The 19,864-nt window shown below is 58.9% G+C and carries 13 protein-coding genes and 2 pseudogenes; 13 read left to right on the top strand and 2 right to left on the bottom strand.

Annotated features, from left to right (window positions below):
• Positions 1 to 129: 129 nt before the first annotated feature.
• The 11 genes and pseudogenes from AC07PQ_RS12585 (at position 130) to AC07PQ_RS12535 (ending at position 12,936) form a co-directional block, all read left to right on the top strand.
• On the top strand, positions 130 to 2,172 hold the full coding sequence (locus AC07PQ_RS12585; protein ID WP_493185618.1) for a type VI secretion system Vgr family protein: 2,043 nt from the start codon (positions 130 to 132) through the stop codon (positions 2,170 to 2,172).
• Positions 2,162 to 2,902, top strand: coding sequence for a DUF4123 domain-containing protein (locus AC07PQ_RS12580; RefSeq protein WP_492571719.1), 741 nt, complete (start codon positions 2,162 to 2,164; stop codon positions 2,900 to 2,902). The genes AC07PQ_RS12585 and AC07PQ_RS12580 overlap by 11 nt, the downstream gene beginning before the upstream one ends.
• Entirely contained in the window at positions 2,899 to 7,845 is a 4,947-nt protein-coding gene (locus AC07PQ_RS12575; RefSeq protein WP_493185617.1) for an RHS repeat-associated core domain-containing protein, read from the top strand. Before AC07PQ_RS12580 ends, AC07PQ_RS12575 begins: the two co-directional genes overlap by 4 nt.
• Position 7,846: 1 nt before the next feature.
• Positions 7,847 to 8,200: a hypothetical protein gene (locus AC07PQ_RS12570; protein WP_493185616.1), complete on the top strand. Its 354-nt coding sequence runs from the start codon at positions 7,847 to 7,849 to the stop codon at positions 8,198 to 8,200.
• Positions 8,201 to 8,700: 500 nt separating this feature from the next.
• Positions 8,701 to 9,012 (top strand): annotated as a pseudogene (locus AC07PQ_RS12565) (RHS repeat-associated core domain-containing protein); the annotation flags it as partial.
• Between the two features lie 425 nt (positions 9,013 to 9,437).
• Complete coding sequence (locus AC07PQ_RS12560) at positions 9,438 to 9,782, top strand: hypothetical protein (RefSeq protein WP_493185615.1); 345 nt, start codon at positions 9,438 to 9,440, stop codon at positions 9,780 to 9,782.
• A 412-nt stretch (positions 9,783 to 10,194) separates the two neighbouring features.
• Positions 10,195 to 10,470, top strand: coding sequence for a hypothetical protein (locus AC07PQ_RS12555; RefSeq protein ID WP_493185614.1), 276 nt, complete (start codon positions 10,195 to 10,197; stop codon positions 10,468 to 10,470).
• Positions 10,471 to 10,539: 69 nt separating this feature from the next.
• Positions 10,540 to 10,734: pseudogene (locus AC07PQ_RS12550) on the top strand (hypothetical protein); the annotation flags it as partial.
• Between the two features lie 263 nt (positions 10,735 to 10,997).
• Positions 10,998 to 11,384 carry a hypothetical protein gene (locus AC07PQ_RS12545; RefSeq protein WP_493185613.1) on the top strand — a complete coding sequence of 129 codons (387 nt, stop codon included), beginning with the start codon at positions 10,998 to 11,000 and terminating at the stop codon, positions 11,382 to 11,384.
• Between the two features lie 4 nt (positions 11,385 to 11,388).
• Positions 11,389 to 11,718: a hypothetical protein gene (locus AC07PQ_RS12540; protein WP_493185612.1), complete on the top strand. Its 330-nt coding sequence runs from the start codon at positions 11,389 to 11,391 to the stop codon at positions 11,716 to 11,718.
• A gap of 546 nt (positions 11,719 to 12,264) precedes the next feature.
• Positions 12,265 to 12,936 carry a hypothetical protein gene (locus tag AC07PQ_RS12535; protein WP_007928953.1) on the top strand — a complete coding sequence of 224 codons (672 nt, stop codon included), beginning with the start codon at positions 12,265 to 12,267 and terminating at the stop codon, positions 12,934 to 12,936.
• An 88-nt stretch (positions 12,937 to 13,024) separates the two neighbouring features.
• Here AC07PQ_RS12535 and AC07PQ_RS12530 read toward each other — a convergent pair whose 3' ends face one another.
• Positions 13,025 to 14,359, bottom strand: coding sequence for an aryl-sulfate sulfotransferase (locus tag AC07PQ_RS12530; protein ID WP_493185611.1), 1,335 nt, complete (start codon positions 14,357 to 14,359; stop codon positions 13,025 to 13,027).
• A 64-nt stretch (positions 14,360 to 14,423) separates the two neighbouring features.
• Positions 14,424 to 16,793, bottom strand: a complete 2,370-nt coding sequence (locus tag AC07PQ_RS12525) for a TonB-dependent receptor (protein ID WP_493185610.1) — start codon at positions 16,791 to 16,793, stop codon at positions 14,424 to 14,426.
• A gap of 153 nt (positions 16,794 to 16,946) precedes the next feature.
• Between AC07PQ_RS12525 and AC07PQ_RS12520 the strand changes: the two genes are divergently transcribed.
• Together AC07PQ_RS12520 and AC07PQ_RS12515 are read left to right on the top strand one after the other, a co-directional pair.
• Positions 16,947 to 17,891: a LysR family transcriptional regulator gene (locus AC07PQ_RS12520; RefSeq protein ID WP_009041643.1), complete on the top strand. Its 945-nt coding sequence runs from the start codon at positions 16,947 to 16,949 to the stop codon at positions 17,889 to 17,891.
• A 222-nt stretch (positions 17,892 to 18,113) separates the two neighbouring features.
• Entirely contained in the window at positions 18,114 to 19,730 is a 1,617-nt protein-coding gene (locus AC07PQ_RS12515; protein ID WP_007923815.1) for an alkaline phosphatase family protein, read from the top strand.
• Positions 19,731 to 19,864: the final 134 nt, after the last annotated feature.

Raw genomic sequence — 19,864 nt, 5'->3', positions numbered from 1 at the left:
GCCGACCGTTACACCAACATCGGCCAGCTCTGCTGGTCGATGTTGTTTACGCCATAAGGGATTTCTTGCGTTCGTCGGCGCCCGGCCCCGGGGTCGACCCACGCGGCAGTACTGCACGAGGAACAAGGGATGTTCGCGCCGGCCAATCAGACCCACTTCAGCCTGACCGTCGAAGGTTTGGAGAACGACCTCCAGGTATTGTCCTTCACCGGACGGGAAGCCATCAGCCAGCCCTTCGCCTTCGAGGTCGAGCTGGTCAGCGCCCAGGCCGCCCTGGACCTGGAAAGCCTGCTGCACAAACCGGCCTTCCTGCAGTTGGCGCAGAACGGCACCGGCATCCACGGGCAGATCTACCGCGTCGCCCAGGGCGATTCCGGCAAGCGCCTGACCCGCTACTCGGTGACCATCCGCCCGCACCTGGCCTACCTCGCGCACCGCATCAACCAACGCATCTTCCAGAACCTCACGGTGCCGAAAATCATCGGCCAGGTCCTCGAAGAACACGGCATCCAAAGCAATGCCTACCAGTTCCAGCTGGGTTCGATCTATCCCGAGCGCAACTACTGCGTGCAGTACGACGAATCGGACCTGCATTTCATCCAGCGCCTGTGCGAGGAAGAAGGTATCCACTACCACTTCCAGCACAGCGCCGACAGCCACAAGATCGTCTTCGGCGATGACCAGACGGTGTTCCCGAAACTGGCGCCAGTGGCCTACCAGCAAGACTCCGGCATGGTCGCCAACGACCCGGTGATCAAGCGTTTCGACCTGCGCCTGGAAGCCCGCACCAGCCGCACCACGCGCCGCGACTACGACTTCGAGAAACCGCGCCTGACCCTGGAGAGCGACGCCAAGAGCGAGTTCAAGCCGGACCTCGAGGATTACGACTACCCCGGGCGCTTCGTCGACCGCGAACGCGGCAAGCACCTGGCCAAGCGTGCCCTGGAACGCCACCGCAGCGACTACCGCCTGGCCGAGGGCAAGAGCGATCAGCCGCTGCTGGTCAGCGGGCATTTCCTGGCCCTGAGCGAACACCCGAAAGCGCAATGGAACGACCTCTGGCTGCTCACCGAGATCGTCCACGAAGGCAAGCAGCCGCAGGTGCTGGAAGAGTCGGTGACCAGCGACACCACGGCGCTGAAGGACGACTTCCACCAGGGTTACCGCAACCGCTTCCAGGCCACGCCCTGGGACGTGCCCAACCGGCCGCCGCTGCTGCACCCCAAGCCGCGCATCCTCGGCAGCCAGAGCGCGGTGGTCACCGGGCCCAAGGGCGAAGAGATCCACTGCGACCAATACGGCCGGGTCAAGGTGCAGTTCCACTGGGACCGCGAAGGCCAGTCGGACGACAAGACCAGCTGCTGGCTGCGCGTGTCCTCGGCCTGGGCCGGCGCCCAGTACGGCGGCATCGCCATCCCGCGGATCGGCATGGAAGTGCTGGTGACCTTCCTCGAGGGCGACCCCGACCAGCCGCTGATCAGCGGCTGCCTGTACCACAAGGAAAACGTCGTCCCCTACGACCTGCCGGCGAACAAGACCCGCAGCACCTTCAAGACCCTCAGCTCCCCGGGTGGCGGCGGCTACAACGAGCTGCGCATCGAGGACAAGAAGGGCCAGGAACAGATCTTCCTGCACGCCCAGCGCGACTGGGACGAGAACGTCGAACACGACCAGAAAATCCGCGTCGGCAACGAGCGCCACGACACGGTCGAGGCCAACAGCTACAGCGAGTTCAAGGCCGAGGAACACCACACCGTGCACGCCGACCGCAAGGTCGAAGCGCGGGCCAGCGACCACCTCACCGTGGGCGTGAACCAGCACATCAAGATCGGCACCGGGCAGTTCATCGAAGCCGGCCAGGAGATCCACCTCAATGCCGGGGTGAAGGTCGTCATGGAAGCCGGCAGCGAGCTGACCCTCAAGGGCGGCGGCAGCTTTATCAAGCTCGACGCCGGCGGCGTGACCATCAGCGGCCCGCAGGTCAAGGTCAACTCCGGCGGCGGCCCAGGCAGCGGCAGCGGCGCCGCGCCACTGATGCCCGGCGTGCTGAAGCAAGCCGACGCCGACAAGGCCGGCGCCCTGCTGACCCCAGCGCAAATCAACACCCTCAAACGCAACGCGCCTTTCTGCGAAGAGTGCGAAAAGTGCAAGGACGGTGCCTGTGCCATCTGATCGCCTGACACCCCAGGCCTGGCTCGCTAGCCAGCCCCTGCAACCCGACGAGCGCCTGTACCTGGTGATCAGCAACGCCAGCGACGCCAACCCGCTCAAGGACTTCTACCAGACCCAGGGCGCCAGCGGCCTGACCGCCCTCTGGAGCGGCACGCCCTACGCCGACTGGCAGCCGGTCATGCCCTACCTCGCCGAACTCAAACCGACCTCCCCCTTCCTCGACTGGATCGCCACCACCGACGCCGACGACTGGGGCTGGCTCGCCGTCTCCCGCTGCGAACCGGCAGTGGTGTTCGAACACCTGCGCAGCCTGACCCAGGTGAAGATGCCGGGCGGTGCCGAGGTGTTTTTTAGGTTTTGGGATGGGCGGCATATTTATCCGATTTTGGAAGGGTTGGGCGAAGACGCCCCCCAAGTCCTGCCGATATTCGACCGCTACCTGATCAATGGCCGGGCGTTGAACGTCGGCCAAGGTGTAGTCAAGCCACCGAAGCCATTTCCCTGGTGGGAAGTGCCGGAGGCACTGGTCAAGAAGCTCGCCAAGGACGATCCCAGCACGGTGATCGACAACCTGATGCAGTGGCTGAGCGAAGACTGCCCCGAGCTGTACTTCGCCTTTCCTGAAAACAACCTGCGCCACAAAGTCGAACGCTTCGTCCGCCATCAACCGAATACAGAAGGTATGGCAGAACGCCTCGCCGCCCAGCTGACAAAGGAAGTCAACGCATGATTAGCAGCCCACTGGGAACCTTGGTCCTTCGGGTACTGGACGCCAAAAAGCCCGACGTGAACCTGATCCTCAAGGACTTCAATAATTGCCTGACTAACTACAAGGACTGGGCGGACGGTTTCTGGACAGGCAGGGTCATGGACGTCGACCAGAAGTTCAAGGTCGGCAACGAAGTCAGCGTCAAAAAGCGCAGGACCAGCACGGGTGACGTCGAGACCTTTGCAGTGTGTCCAAAGGACGGCAAGTTCACCCTCATCCATGCGTTCGAAACCGCACGCTACGTGCCCATCGGCAATACTCCGGTCCGCCTTGAACAGGTCGAAAAGGCAATGATCGGGTACTCCGTGGTGGGAGCCCCGATCAATAGAAAGATCGGTCCTAGCGGCATCGAAACCATCGACAACTGCACCCCGGGGAAGCTCTATCGCATTACCTTTTTTCCGGACGTGTCGGACAGTGATGTCAAAGCCCTCTATGGCTCTTACAAAGGCGTGATCACCCACCTCGATGGCTGGCTGAAAAGCGAGTGGACGAGCAAGTTCCAACCACAATGGAGCACTTACTCCGAGGCCGACCGCTCAGGTCGCGCAAGGATTCTGCTGCAAGAGGCGCTCGACAGCTTCGAGCAAGCGCTGCTCAATTTGTGGGACGACTTGAAAGACCTTATGGAGCTTTTGGCCGACCCGATAGGCAAGGCCAAACAGCTTGGCGATTACTTGTCGAACATAGAAATCGACAAGCTCTACGCCACCTCCAAGGACGCCATTGCCTCTGCCTTGTTGATACTCAACGACGAACCGCTGATGTTCATCTACGTCTCGGCGATTGTCGCCTGGGTCGGCATGTTACCGCCGCAAGTAATCGCCAGTGTGATTTCGAGTATCGGTGTCGAATTTCTGATCAACGTGGTCATCGGCATCTGCCTTACCGGCGGGGCCGGCCTTGCCGTGCGCCTGGGGACCAAGGCCCTGAGCAAAATGAAGTCTGGGGGAGCGCTCAAATACCTTGAAGGCCTGGCTGAGCAGCTGATGACGGCTAGCAGCAAACATAGCCTTCCGGCCCATACGGAGCTGTCCAAGCCTGTGATGCTCAAGGCCAAGGATGTTCCACTGGACGCGAGCAAGAAGGCCCCACTCTCCATCAGCCCCAGCGATGCTGGCGGTGGGCCTGTACCTCTGCCCAAGACCGCCGATACACCCACGCTGATGGAGCAGAACGCCTCGGTGTTTGCCCGGAAGAAAACGGAGCCGCAAAGCCTGCTGGTCAAACAAGAACCTGTTAATGACGTACCCAAGCAATCCAAGAACCCGGCGAATCAACCGGCGCAGTGCACAAAGAACACCCGCTGCGAGGGCGACCCCATCTCGATGGTCACCGGTGAGGAGCTACTAACCCTCACTGACGGTGAACTCGACGGCCTGCTGCCCCTGGAGTGGACACGGCTGTATCGCACCAGCGCAGTGGAAATCGATAACCGCCTGGGCTTCGGCTGGAGCCACTCGCTGTCCCATCGGTTGCAAATCAACGATGAGGGCGTGCTGTGGACTGACAACGAAAATCGCCAAACCCAGTTTCCACTGCCGACCGAACAGTGTCCGGCCATTACCAATAGCCTGGCCGAAGCCGCCATCTATCTGGGGGATGCCCCGGGCGAACTGATCCTGACTCAGGCCGGGCAGGGCGCACGCTTTTATCACTTCCGCGCCGGGCGCCTGACCACCATCAGCGATGCCTACGACAACCAGTTGCACATCAGCTACGACCTGGTCGATCGCATCCAGCGCATCGACAATGGCGCCGGGCGCTCCCTGTTTTTGCGTTACGACGATCGGCATATCGTTGCCGTGGATTACCAGCAACGACGTCCCGACTACAACGAACAAGGTGAGCGCCAGGAGCCGTGGCTGACGGTCCAAACCCTGGTCAGCTACCAGTACAACGCACGCAACCAGTTGATCAGCGCCACCAATGCGGTCGGTGAAGTCGAACGCTATCGCTATGACGAGCAGCACGTCATTCAGGAACGGCAACTGGCCGGTGGTGCGAGCTTTCAGTGGGAGTGGGAACGCGAAGGCAAGGTGGTCCGCTGTATCCGTCAGTGGTCCAACATCGCACAAATCGATGCGCGTTATGTGTGGGACGACGAAGGCACAGTGACTGTCGTCAACTCCGATGGCAGCGAGCAGGTTTACGTACACGACGAGAATGCCCGACTGGTCAGCCAGACCACCCCTGACGGTGCAGAAACGCAAAAAGCCTACGATGAAAAAGGCCGGCTGATCGCCGAGAAAGACCCGCTTGGCGCGGTCACCGAATATCAATACAACGAAGCCGGGCGCCTGGTCGCAATCATCCCACCCGAAGATGAACCGACCACCTACCAGCACCACAACGGTTTCGTACGAGTAGCCCGTCGAGGCAAGGCCACCTGGAAATACCAGCGCAACCTCCAGGGCGACATCACCCAACAGACCGACCCGCACGGCAACGAAACCCACTACCGCTACGACCGCCAGGGCCGCCTGCTGGAAATCACCCATCCCGACGGCAGCCGTCATCAACTGGGCTGGAATGGCCTCGGCCAACTACTGGAAGAGCGCCTGCCCGACGGCGGCCAACGCAAATACCGTTACGACGCCCTCGGCCGGCAGATCACCCGCCAGGACGAATGCGGTGCCATCACCCAGTACCAATGGGACGCCGCCAACCGCCTGGCGCAGATCACCCTGCCCGGCGGCGCGACCCGGGCCTTCAGCTACAACGCCTACGGCAAAGTCACCGCCGAACGCGACGAGCTGGGCCGCATCACCCGCTACGAATATGCCGACAACCTGCACCTGGTCAGCCGCCGCATCAACCCGGACGGCAGCCAGCTGCGCTATCGCTACGACAACGCGCGCCTGCTGCTCACCGATATCGAGAACGAGCGCGGCGAGCAGTACCACCTGGATTACTACCCCAACGGCCTGATCCAGCAGGAAACCGGCTTCGACGGGCGCAGCACCGCCTATGCCTACGATCTCAACGGCAACCTGCTGAAGAAAACCGAATTCGGCGACGACGGCAGCGAGCTGGTCACCGAGTACCAGCGCGACGCAGCGGGTCGACTACTGGTGAAAACCCTCGCCGACGGCGAAGAAATCCACTACAGCTACGACGCCCTCGGGCGCCTGGTGAATGTCGACGACGGCCACTGGCCGCTGGCCTACGAATACGACCTGCAAGACCGCCTGATCACCGAACACCAGGGCTGGGGCACCCTGCGCTACGAGTACGACAAGCTCGGCCAACTCAGCCATTGCCGCCTGCCCGACGGCAGCAAGCTCGACTATCGTCATGCCCCGGGTGGGCAACTGAGCAGCATTGACCTCAACGGCTCGCGCCTGACCAGCCACCAGTTCAACGCCGGCCGCGAACAGCAGCGCCAACAGGGCCTGCTGCTCAGTCAATACCAGTACGACGAACAAGGCCGCCTGCAGGCCCACAGCGTCAGCCAGCAACAGCAGGGCCAGAACCTCTACCGCCGCGCCTATGCCTACGACACCAACGGCAACCTCGCCGGCATCGACGACAGCCGCAAGGGCAACCTGCGTTATCACTATGACCCGCTGGATCGGCTGGTCAACGTCCGCGGCGCCACGCCGGAAAGCTTCGCTCACGACCCAGCCGGCAACCTGCTGGGCCAAGGCGACCAACCCGCGGCCAACCTGGCCAACGTCAAGGGCAACCGCCTGCTGATGCAGGGCGACCGCCACTACGACTACGACGCCTTCGGCAACCTCAGCCGCGAACGCCGCGGCGCGGGCCAGAAGCTAGTCACCGAATACCAGTACGACTGCCAGCACCGGTTGATCGGCGTCAGCCTGCCCGGTGGCAGCACCGCCACCTACAAGTACGACGCCTTTGGCCGCCGCATCGCTAAAACCGTCGATGGCCGCACCACCGAATTCCTCTGGCAAGGCGAACGGCTGATCGCCGAAAGCGCTGAAAATCGCTACCGCAGCTACATCTACGAACCCGGCACCTTCCGCCCCTTGGCCATGCTCGATGGCGAAGGCCCGGCCCAGGCCACACCGTTCTACTACCAGCTCGACCACCTCGGCACGCCGCAGGAACTGACAGCCTACAGCGGCGAAATCATGTGGTCGGCGAAATACCGGGCGTATGGCAATCTGGCCGCGCTGGACGTTTCCGAAATCGACAACCCGCTGCGCTTCCAGGGCCAGTACTTCGATACGGAAACCGGGCTGCACTACAACCGCCATCGCTACTACAATCCGAGCTCTGGACGGTTTTTAACCCCGGATCCGATCAAGCTGGCGGGGGGGTTGAACAACTACCAGTACGTGCCTAACCCTACGGGATGGGTGGATCCGTTGGGGTTGAACTGCCTAGGACAGGGCGGTGGTAAATCAGGAGGCCCGGAAAATCCTGCCGATAAGGCGGCAGCGAATGAAGGGGCTCCAAAAGCTCCTGCTCCTCAAATGACAGCGGAACAGCGGCGAGCAAGAATTGACGAACTGGCTGAGGCAAATGCCCATAAAGAACTGTTAAAGCTGGAGGCCTCTTCCGGGGGGCATTTTGTAGAAAAACATGGTGCACAAACCACTTTACAGTCTCAATATGAAAGGGCCAGTACTGGTAGAAACCCAACAACAGGTGTTGTAGAAACATACAAAAGTAAGAAAAAAGCCGGCCAACCTATGATCCCTAGCGCCGCAACTCGTTACACCAGCCATAGAGATCAGCTAAATGCAATTAATCGAGCCATGCAAATTTTCAAAAACACGGGAGATATAACAAAGTCCAACGCCCCTATAGACATGGGTAAAAAAATCGGCGAGGGATATAAAAAAGGTACACTTAAGTATGGAGAGCAAACCAAAGCAGTGACCATTCTAGACTCAAACGGAATCCCAAAAACCTCTTACCCGGATTACTAAAATGAATAAAAAACCTGACCTCAATATATTTCGCAGCCTACTTTTTGTTTTCGACATAGAAAACCCGGACAACGACTCCGAGATCAGGCAAGACCTAATAGCTTCAAAAAATGTCAATAGCATCCAAGAGCTTACAGAGCTTTTCGACACGATGCTAAAGTCAGAGTTTCTTGCATATATTCCAGAAGCGCGCGAACGCTGCATAAAAACATTAGAATACTTTTTAAGCACTAATGACAGCTTCGACTCTCTATTTGAAAAGATAACTACCCACTTCGATGACGACGTCGAAGACCAGCGCCAATTCATGCAAACACTTTATCACTGTTTAAAACGCTACAATACTGAAGCTTAGCGCAGAGTTTAGAGAGCAGTCTGGGATAAGACTATTGTGTTCAAGTCAGCAGGCTGGAGCATCAACTACATTCCGCTAAATATCGAAGTCTTGACTTCGGAGAAGACTCGAACTTTGAAACAACCCCACATGAGACAACAATAGACTTCGGCAAGTTACCTCAAACCTCTCTAGAAAGCTCGAAGTCTTTTATAGAGTAATGCAAAACTGATTAAATTCAGCAAGACCTTGCAAACATCGACGAACTAGAAAAGCTAAATCACCCCAACTTTAGAAACCTACATCATACATTTAAAAATATGTTAAAAGATGAAAGCTCCGGCACACCCTATCTTCCAATCCATCATATTTCCTAGGGGGATTGACATCTATGACAGAGAGGAAACACTAGGTGTCGAGCTTGAAAAATATAATCCGGAAGACCCAAATTAACGTATAACACTTATCGAGCACTACTCCTAGATAGATGTAAACACCTATCGCACAGGCATGATTTCTTCCTCGGCACGCCGCAGGAACTAACCGCCTACAGCGGCGAAATCATGTGGTCGGCGAAGTACCGGGCGTATGGCAATCTGGCGGCGCTGGACGCTTCCGAAATCGACAACCCGCTGCGCTTCCAGGGCCAGTACTTCGATACGGAAACCGGGCTGCACTACAACCGCCATCGCTACTACAATCCAAGCTCTGGACGTTTTTTGACGCCTGACCCGATCAAACTGGCAGGGGGGTTGAACAACTACCAGTACGTGCCTAACCCTACGGGGTGGGTGGATCCGTTGGGGCTAGCCAGTACTCTTGCAGACTGCCCAAAACGGGTCGACACCAGCGACTATGGAACTCGTAAAAACCTACGATCTGACATATATAACGCACAAAGACCTGAAGGTCGGCATGCAACGAAATATACAAATGCCCAGTCCGCTGAAGAGGCTAGGTCTATGAGTCTAGGCCGAGGAACTCGTGATAAAAAACCTGAGGCTTCATATCTTCCAGACATAGCGAATAATGTTAGCGGTTTCGAAAAGCAGGCAGCGTATTCAGCAATAAGGGATGGAAATGTGTTTGACCATGGGGGCTCACGCTATCTGTTCTACAGATCAGACACTCCAGTGGGCTATAACAATGGCTCACTAACACACTGGGTACGAATTGAACTAACAAAAGCAGGAAGACCAGTAATTCATAGTTTCCCCGCATCTCCAGAGCAAGTACAGAAATATATGGGAACAGTAAAATGAGAGAAAAATTAGAATACAATCTTCAAGCCATTCGAGTACCAAGCGGATGGACAATAACCATAAATAATTTTTTCGAAGTTGAACTAACAGACAGCACATCTGGCTGGTACAGCAGCTCAGTGCTTATTGGTGGCGTACGACAAAGTACTGGTCATTGTTTCGATGCAAGACTAGAACCAGAAGGAGACCCCTCTGGAGAGTTCGTAGTAGACTTCCTAACCATAAAGTATGATAAAAATGGAAAGCCGATAAAGAGATCTGAAGTTTATATAGGTGAGTTCAGAACAAAAAACAAAGCAGAGCTAATAGCCAAAATCGAAGGTTACATGCTAGAAACATGAACCATGTATCGTCAAAAATCTCTCAATTTTATTTCCGATAAATTTGGACCTTATCTCTGCTACTAGTTGGAAAGGCTGTTTTTTCTTGGGAAAGCTTTTAGAGAATTTTCCTACAGATCGTATCGACTTCCGCCAACTTGTCCAAACTCTCCCATCTAGCTAAGATTTTTACTGTCGCTGCAAAATCAGTGACCGGTTTTGACAGACCGAATATGATCAAGGCATGCAAAATGCCGCTATGTGAACAGCTGGCATTTTTTGTGCCTGTCGTTCCTTTATATGGCGGCTGTGCGTGGGGCACCTTTGCGTGCGCCGGGCTCCTTGATCCTCGGTCTGTCAACCCGCGTACAGCTGCCACCCAACTTGTTTGACAGCGAGTAGTGGCAGCTCCATTTGATCAAGGAGCTTCATCATGAATCGATACATGCCCATCACCGGCATCGACAACAATTTTCCCTCGCTACTCATTGACACTCAGGCACCTGTGGACGTGCTGCATGACACCGCCGCATATCGCATCCGCTGCGTAACCCAGCTACTTGAAACGATTTCTCTAACTGAAAACTTCAACAGCGACCCGCTACTGCTACAAGATTTGTCGCGAGTGATCGTCATCCCACTCCGCGACGGCTGCGACCTGATGGATGTCATCGGCCGTAGATTGCAGGATCAGGTTCTGAACACTTAAATCCGTTCTTTAAAAATCAGCGATGTTCTATCAGCGCAGCGCGATGACCTGCGCTGATTTTCCGACGGCGGCCAGCGCAAATACCGCTATGACGCCCTAGGCCGGCAGATCACCCGCCAGGACGAAAGTGGCGCTGGGCAAAAGCTGGTCACCGAATACCAGTACGACTGCCAGCACCGCCTGATCGGTGTTAGTCTGCCCGGAGGCAGCACCGCGACATACAAGTACGATGCCTTCGGTCGTCGCATCGCCAAAACCGCCGAGTCCTTTTACTCATTTCCAGATGACCCCAACGAACTAACTAAGGCCCTTGGAGTACAACCAAAAGTATCCCAAACACAGCACGGGACTCAGAGGATGGTATGGGAGCCGAATGCTGACACACGAATCAGATACGAAAGTCATCCTGGAGACCCTGGGGTCAAGCCAAAAGGTAGGGATTAATCTCAAAGGCGAAGCCAGATAACTATCAACCCGGGCATGGAACAGGTTTCCTACCGGGAGAAAAGCATCTAGGAACATAGAAGATGAACTCTTTTTCTGTAGCAGATGGAACCGTCAAAAAAATAACAAGTGCCCCAGGGATACTAGTAGTTAACTTTACTGACTGGAAAGAGCAAGACTGGACTATTACATTTGAAAACCTGATAGCCCTCCAAAGTCTAGGAGCTGAGGGAGAGGAAATATCAGAAATAATAGAAAGTGAAAAAATACTGCTTGAAAATATCAGCATCGAAGACATTGGCAACACTACAAAAAGCTACAGTTTTATTTCAGCATGGAGCTCAAGCCCGGTATTAATAATAATTGCCAGAGCTTATAAGGTAGAAAAAACAACCAAAATTTATGAGAGTTTAATTAGCTACGACCATGCCCTTCCTTGCCCCTACAACTCTCGACAGCCTCAAGGATAAAAATATGGAAAAGATATTTTATGTCATGGATTCTTACATAAAAACATATGCTCAAGGTGCCTATCTAATAATGATAAAGTCGTCCTCGGGAGCAATATATGGACTTTCCTGTGAATTTGAAGCCTATACACAAGACTTCGAAAAAGTGGCAGTTCGCAGAAACAAAAAATTTGAGAAGAATGATATGAATTTTGACGAAGCAAACTGGATAGACTTCCCTCAAGGGACTGAAATAATCCCAGCCAGCTGGGACGAAATAATGAGTTCAGGAATTTCTGACTACGTCATAGGCTATCAATTGGAGAGCGAGGTTGGTATACATCGATTCCAATAGCACACTTGCTACTACTAAAAAAACTAAAAAACAGGATCAACTAAAAACAACAATTCCTGGGATTTACCTCAGCACGATAAGGACGCTGAGAACACTCCCGAACACCTGCAAAAAATTATGGCTTTCGAATTTATGCACGAACATGTGGTGCTTTCACTTTCTGATGGGCTTGCAACCATCATTCACTGGTGCCAAAGCCATGACACTCCAGGCTGGGGAGCACTTTATTAAAGTGTAAAATGTTGAAATAAGGACTTTCTAAAGAAGCATGATCAGCACTGAAGAACTCGACATCAAAAGAGCATCGCTGCCAGCCACAATCAGCTCAATCCCCTTCAAAAGCCCATCACCCACAGCGACAAAAAACCACAACCACCTCCTCCCATAAACCCGTCATGCTTCTCCCCCCTGTCGTCGCGCACTACAGGGCACAGCTACCTGCCGAAATCCTATCGAAGCCGTTCCACGCACCCCGCTTCCATTTGTTTATTCCCGCGCTCATCCGTCTAATCCCTATCCCATCCACCGCAACACAACGAAGCCCTCATGACTCGATACATGCTTTACCCGCTATTCCTGTTTTCCCTTCTGCTCACCGGCTGCGCCACCAAGTTCGACGTCGCGCTCAATGGCACGCCGGATCCGGACTATCAATTTGATCGGCAGGCGCTGGTGCTGGTGACGGCCACGACGGGGAATGACGAGAATTCGCTGAATGCCCGTTATTACCTGCGCGATATGGTCAATGCACTGAAGGACCAGGGGTTCCGCGAGGTGTTTACCGAGGCCTCGCTACCCAAGAAGCATGCGCCGATCAAGATGACGGTCAGCCTCGATATCCATAGCAAGCAAGTCACCTACCGCTACACCGCCACCGACTACGGTCAGGTGCAGAACAGCACTTCCACGGTGTGCAAGGATGGCAAGAAAAAGAAGGAAAAGCTGGTCTGCACCAGCACGCCCAATACGTCTTATGGTCCGGTAGGCACCTCGGAACGCACCGGCTACACCACCCTGTCGACCTTTACCGCGACGGCTCGGGACGAAACCACTCGGCGTGCGGTGTATCTGCTGCGGGTGTCCTCTTATAACGAGGATTGCCAGAACGGCAAGGTCGAGGCCTTCCTGGTGGAGCAAGGCCTGCAGAACCTGGATTTCCGCGACCGCGTACAGCGTAATTACACGGTCACCATGCCTGAAAATTACAGCTGCAAATAAGCCTGTAGAGACCTCGCGATGCGCCGTCTGAACCGGCGCTATCGCGAGCGAGCCTTTATAGGTAACCCAGAGCCACGCAGCAGCCGGATCAACGGCTGGCATTAGTCGGGTGCAAAGCCGCCGTCGGCGCAATCACCGCCGTTTCCGAACGTGGCGTGCCTTGTGGCACCCAGTCATAGCTCACCGGCAATGCGCGGTACACCCAGTTGCTGATGGCGTCGCTGCCCGGAGCCTTGCCGAGGAACGGGCTGACGTATTCCCAGACGTTTTCACCGCTTGCCGTGACCTGGAAGAAGCGGCCGTTCATGCCTTCATCGATCAGGGTATTGCCGTTGGGCAGGCGTCGGGCGCTGCTGATGAACGAGCTGTAGAAGGCCCAGCCCGGCTGCCTGGAACTGGCCGCGCTGTACTGCCAGACGATCTGTTGGGTCACCGGGTCGATCTCCAGCACCCGCGACCCGGAAATCAGCCCCAATGGCACCGAGGGGTAGCCGGCCGTGCCCTGGTTGTCGAACACCAGCAGGTTGCCCGCGCCCGGCAGGCCGGCGGGGATGATGTGGGCGTCGTGCTGGCCGACGAACTGGTCCACCGGGCGCGGCAAGGTCGCCGGCGCTCGCGGGTTGAGGGTCGGCAGGTTGGGGCCGAGGCGCCAGACCACCTTGCCGCTCTGCTTGTCGATGATGGCGATGAAGTTGGCGTTGCGGGAGTCGAACAGCAGGTTGTCCGGGGCGAAGCGTTTGTCGCCGGCGTCGAACCACTTGTTCGGGCCGACCACGCTGAGGTTGTTGATGTGCAGGTAGTCCGGGTCCTTGGTGGCCCGCACCAGCTTCAACTGCTCCGGGGTGAAGCCGAATTCCTTGAGGTGTTCGGAGGCCAGCCACTGCCATTTCACCTCGCCCTGGGGGCTGACTTCGTAGATCACGTCATCGATCACTTGCGGCACCTTGAAGCCCGCCACCGCATGCACCTTGTTGGCCAGCACCAGGGTGTTGCCATTGCTCAGGCGGCGCTGGTCATGATGCTGCTGGGCCGCGCCGCCAGGCGCCTGGTCGCCCCATTGCCAGACCACCTTGCCGTCCCAGTCCAGCTCGCCGACGCTCTGGTTGCCCAGGCCATTGCCGGCCGAGCCGAGTTTGCCGGGGGCCTTTTCGCTCAGTTGCAACAGCACCCGGCCACGCGCGCCACCCACCAGCTGCGGGTCGATGATCGCCGAAGGAAAGCCGGCCTGGGGCCAGGTTTTCACCTCGTTGCCATTCATGTCGATCAGGTGGGTTTTCTTGTCCGCGCCACTGAAGATCACGTACTGATTGAAGGCCTTGGCCGGGTCGTAACGGGTCACGCCGGTGGGGTAGACACTGGGGGCGGCGAAGGCCCCGGCACTGAACAACAGCAGCAGGGGCAACACGGGCTTGAGGTTCAACATGGTGGAACTCCTGTTCAGGTCGAACCGCGCCGCGGAACCCGGCGCGGGTTGCAAATGAGGGTGTTCAGAAGTCGTAGCGACCGGTCACGCCAAGGGTCCGCGGCGTGCCGAGCAAACCTTCGTAGCCGCCATTCCCCCCCGACCACAACGTGGTGTAGTAGGTCTTGTCGAAGGCGTTTTTCAGCCACAGCGACACGTCCCACTGTCCCTGCTCATAGTTGCCACGTAGCCCGGTGGAAAGGTTGACCACCGCGTAGCTGGGGATCTGGCCGTAGTCGGAATCCTCGACGGTGCCGACGGCCTTGGAGCGGAAGGCGTAGCTGCCGGTGACGTAGGGTTCGAGGCCGTTGTCCAGGTTCCATTGGTATTCGCCGTTGGCGTTGCCGATCCATTTCGAGGCGCCGACCACCTGGTGGCCACTGAGGTCGCAGGAGGCCGGGGCGCCCGGGCGCAGGCTGACTTCAGGCGGGCACGGCGCATCCTTGTAGGACAGGTAGCGCACGTCGTTGTAGGAGCCGTTGAGGTTGAGGGTCAGGCCACGGATGGGGATCAGCGTGCTTTCGATTTCCACGCCCCGTGAGCGCACCGAGCCGGCGTTGGTCAGGTACTGCACACGGTTGTTGGCGTCGTAGGCGTTGGTCTGGTAGCCGTTGACCTGGGTCCAGAACAGGTTGGCGTTGAGTTGCAGGCGCTTGTCCCACAGGGTGCTCTTGAAGCCCAGTTCGGCGTTGTTGGCGCGCTCGGTGCCGATCAGCAGCGAGTCGGCGCCAGCGGTGGGCGCCGAGCCGACCGCGAGGTTGACCCCGCCGGACTTCTCGCCGTGGGACAGAGTGGCGTAGCCCAGCAGGTCGTCGGTGAAGCGGTAGCTGAGGTTGAGCAGGCCTGAGGGGCTGGTGCTGTACTGGTTGAGGTCGCCGGAGTCATAGGCCCCGGCCCGTCCGCGCCGCGCGGTGGCCGCGGCACCGGTCACCGCGGCGCCCCCCACTGGCGCGTTGCGGGTCACCCAGGCGCTTTTCTCTTCATAGGTGCCGCGCAGGCCGGCGGTGAAATCCAGGCGCTCGGTGAGGTGCCAGGTGCCCTGGGCGAACAGCGCGAAGCTGTCGGTGCGGATATGCCCGTTGCCGATGCTGGTGACGTTGTTCAGCGCGCCGGTGGGCGTGCCGTTCCAGATGTCCGCCTTGGGTCCGTAATAGCTGAAGGATTTGTTATCGAGGTCGGAGCCGAAGTAGTAGGCGCCGAGCACGTAGTCGAAGAACCCGCCGGTGGGCGAGGCCAGGCGGAACTCCTGGGACCACTGTTTATCCTCCACCGAGACCCCGGCGTTATAGCTGGCCGGCACGTTGAGCCCGTCGTCGTTGCGCGGGGTGAAGTCCCACCAGCGGTAGGAGCTGACCGAAGTCAGGGTGAAGTCGCTGGGCAGGGTCCAGTTGGCCTCCAGGGAGGTGCCGCCCTGGAACACCGTGACATGCTGATCGTTGTCCAGATTGACCTTGCGGTGCGTGCCGTCGACCAGAGTGGCGCCGGCCGCGGCGGCCCGCGACTGATACTGGTTGACGCCATTGATGGTCGGCCCGGTGCTGTACAGCACCCGGGTGCCGGCACTGGAGTCCTCTTCGTTGTAGTCGCCGATCCAGCGCAGGTTGAAGTTCTCGTTGGGCTTGAACAGCAGTTGGCCACGAAAGCCCTGGCGCGAGCCGCCGTTGAGGTCATGGCCGTCGTGTTCGTTCTTGATATCGCCGTCGCTGCGGGTGCGATAAGCCGAGAAACGCCCGGCCAGCTCGTCGTTCAGCGGCCCGGAAATAGTGCCCTTGGTCTGGAAGTAGCCGTCCTCGCCCACCGAGGTCTCGATGCTGCGCTCGGGGGTGAAGCTCGGCGCGCGGGTGCTGATGTTGATCACCCCGGCGGTGGTGTTCTTGCCGAACAGCGTGCCCTGGGGACCGCGCAGCACTTCCAGCTGCTCGATGTCCATCAGGTCGAACACCGCCATGCCCGGCCGTCCCAGGTAGACGTTGTCGATGTACAACCCGACGCTGCCTTCCAGGCCGTCGCTGGCCGGGTTGTTGCCCAGGCCGCGGATCGACACGCTGGACTGGCGCGCATGCATGTAGGCGACGTTGACGCTCGGCACCAACTGCTGCAGATCCTGGATGCGATAGACCCGCTGGCTCTCCAGGGCCTGGCCACCGATCACGCTCATCGGCGTCGGCACGTCCTGGGCGCTCTCCTCGCGGCGCCGCGCGGTCACGGTCACGGTTTCCAGCTGGCCGCTGGCGGCGGGCCGGGCGGCATCGGCCTTGGCCGGGGCTTCGGCGGGCGTTTCGGCTTGCGCGGCATAGCCGTGGGACCAGCCGGCGCTACCGGCCAGCAGCAGGGCCAGCGGCAAGCGCTTGAGCCGTCGGGGCGAAGTGGGGGACACAAGGTTCAACGGACTCATGGGCGGCTCCTGGGTAAAAACAGACTGATCCGTATATTCTTTTAAGTTATTTATTTATGTTTTTAATAAGATTTACGGAATAAGAGATTGCCTTTATAAAGAGTCGACCTAATGCATAGCCAATGCATTTCCCCGATATTTTCAATGTGAAAAATGCATATCGATCTGCGCCAGCTCCGTCACTTCATCGCCCTCGCCGAACAGCGCAGCTTTGTCGCGGCCGCCTTGGCGGTGAACCTGTCGCAATCGGCCTTCAGCCGCAGCATCCAGGCCCTGGAGCACAGCGTCGGCTGTCAGCTGGTGGATCGCGGGCGCAAGGACCTGGCACCGACCAAACAGGGGCTGGTGCTGCTCGAACATGCACGGCGGCTGGTCAGCGGCGCGCAGCAACTGGCCAACGAGATCAGCCAGTTCAACGGCCTGGAGGCCGGCGAGCTGCGCTTCGGTTGCGGGCCGGCGCCAGCAGCAGGCTTGATCCCGCGGGCCATCGGCAGCTTTATCGGGCGTTACCCCAAGGCCCGGGTGCAGTTCCAGGTGGATGACTGGCAAACCCTGAGCAAACGCCTGCTCAGCGAAGAGTTCGAATTTTTCGTCGCCGACACCCGGCAGTTCGAAGCCAACCCGGATTACCTGACCCAGCGCCTGCGCCCACGCAAATGGCATTTCTGCTGCCGCGCCGGGCACCCGCTGGCCGAGCAGGAAAGCGTCACCGCCGCCGAGCTGATGAGTTACCCGCTGGCCGCGACCATCCGCCCGCCGAACCTGCGCAAGGTGGTGGTCGATCTCAGCGGCCGGCCGGATTTCGTCCCGAATGTGGAATGCGAGAACAGCTACAGCCTGCTCGGCGTGGTGATGCGCTCGGACGCGATCGGCATCATCGGCGCCTACAGCGATGCGCTGCACAATGCCCGGGGCGAGCTGGTGTGCCTGAAGGTCGAAGGCCTGGCCGACGACCTGGAGGAGCTGTACACCCGCTACGGCATCGTCAGCCGCGCCGGGTACCGGCTGTCGCCGCTGGCCGAGGCGATGATCGAGGAGATCAAGCGCACCGACGCGCTGGATGAGGATCTGTGTTCGCTGGAGAATTTCGCGGTCTGAAACACCGCACCTGTAGCCGCTGCCGCAGGCTGCGATCGCCCCGAAGGGGCGCGGCGATTTCAATATCGCTGAAGGCCTGCGGCCTTATCGCAGCCTGCGGCAGCGGCTACAGGGGTCGCCTTCGCCCATGCACATCACGCATGAAAAGCATGCGCCAAATGCGCTTGTCGGAACGCCCCGCGACAGCGAAAACCCTCACCTGTCTTTCGATCGGTGAAGCCCATGTCCAACCCCATCCAACCCGTGCGCAACGTGCTGTACATCATGTGCGACCAGCTGCGTCGCGATTACCTGTCGTGCTACGGCCACCCCCACCTGCACACGCCGAACATCGACCGCCTGGCCGCCGCCGGCGTGCGCTTCAGCCGCGCCTACACCCAGGGCACCATCTGCGGGCCGTCGCGGATGTCGGCCTACACCGGGCGTTATGTCAGCAGCCACCAGGTGGCGTGGAACGCCGTGCCGCTGCCCCTGGAAGAGCTGACCATCGGCGACTACCTGAGCCCCCACGGCATCCGCACCGCGCTGGTGGGCAAGACCCACGCCACGCCCAACCTCGATGCCCTGCAGCGCCTGGCGATCGACCCCGAGAGCCAGCAGGCCGAGGCCCTCAACGAGGTCGGTTTCGAGCCCTATCTGCGCCACGACGGGATCTTCCCCGACAGCCCGCTGTTCGACGACAAACGCGAGTCGGCGCCCTACACCCAGTACCTGCGCGAACAGGGCTACCAGGGGCGCAACCCCTGGCACGACTGGGCCAACGCCGCCGCGGGTGAACAGGGTGAAATCCTCAGCGGCTGGAAAATGCGCAACGCCCACCTGCCGGCCCGCGTCCCCGAGCAACATTCGGAGACCGTCTACACCACCGACCGCGCCCTCGACTTCATCCAAGAGCAGGGCGAGCAGCCCTGGTGCCTGCACCTGTCCTATATCAAGCCGCACTGGCCCTATATCGCGCCGGCGCCCTACCACGCGCTGTACACGGCCGAGCAGGTGATCGCCCCGGTGCGCGCCGCCGCCGACGAGGCCAGCGACCACCCGGTGTATGCCGCCTTTCGCCAGCATCAGGAGAGCCAGAACTTCTCCCGCGACGAAGTGCGCCTGAACGTGGTGCCGACCTACATGGGCCTGATCAGGCAGGTGGACGATCAGCTCGGCCGCCTGTTCGATTTCCTGCAAAGCAGCGGGCGCTGGGACGACACCCTGATCGTGTTCACCAGCGACCACGGCGACTTTCTCGGCGATCACTGGCTGGGGGAAAAGGAGTTTTTACTGGAGCCGGCCGTGGGCGTGCCACTGATCGTGCGCGACCCACGGGCCTCGGCGGATATCAGCCGCGGCACGCTGGACGAGCGCCTGGTGGAAACCATCGATGCCCTGCCGACCTTTCTCGACGCCCTGGGGTTGCCCGGCGCCGAACACCGGCTGGAAGGCCGCTCGCTGATCCCGCTGTTGCACGGCACGGCGGGCGACTGGCGCCGCTATGCCATCAGCGAATACGACTACGCGTTCCAGGCCCCGGCCCGCGAACGCCTGGCCCAGCCCATCGACCGCTGCCGCATGACCATGGTGCGCAGCGAGCGCTGGAAATACCTGGCCTACGACGGCTTCCGCCCGCAGCTGTTCGACCTCTACAACGACCCCCAGGAACTGCGCGACCTCGGCGCCGACCCGGCCTATGCGGCGGTGCGCGAGGAACACCTGGGGTATCTGTTCGACTGGCTGCGCGGGCTGAAGCGGCGGACCACCATCAGCCACGAAGAGATCGACCTGCGCGGGCAACGCTTTCGTTATGGCGAACCGGAGGCGGAAAAGGTAGTGCAGATCGGGGTGTGGTAAGGCGGCGGTTTCAAGGGCCCCATCGCGGGCAAGCCTCGCTCCTACGGTAGGAGCGAGCGGGCGGCGATCCGACTTGCCCGCGAAAAAGTTCAAACCCACCGCGCCCCTGTAGCCGCTGCCGCAGGCTGCGATCG

It is taken from the genome of Pseudomonas sp. GW821-FHT09E12, assembly GCF_059416085.1.
This window is presented reverse-complemented; position numbering and strand designations above follow the sequence as displayed.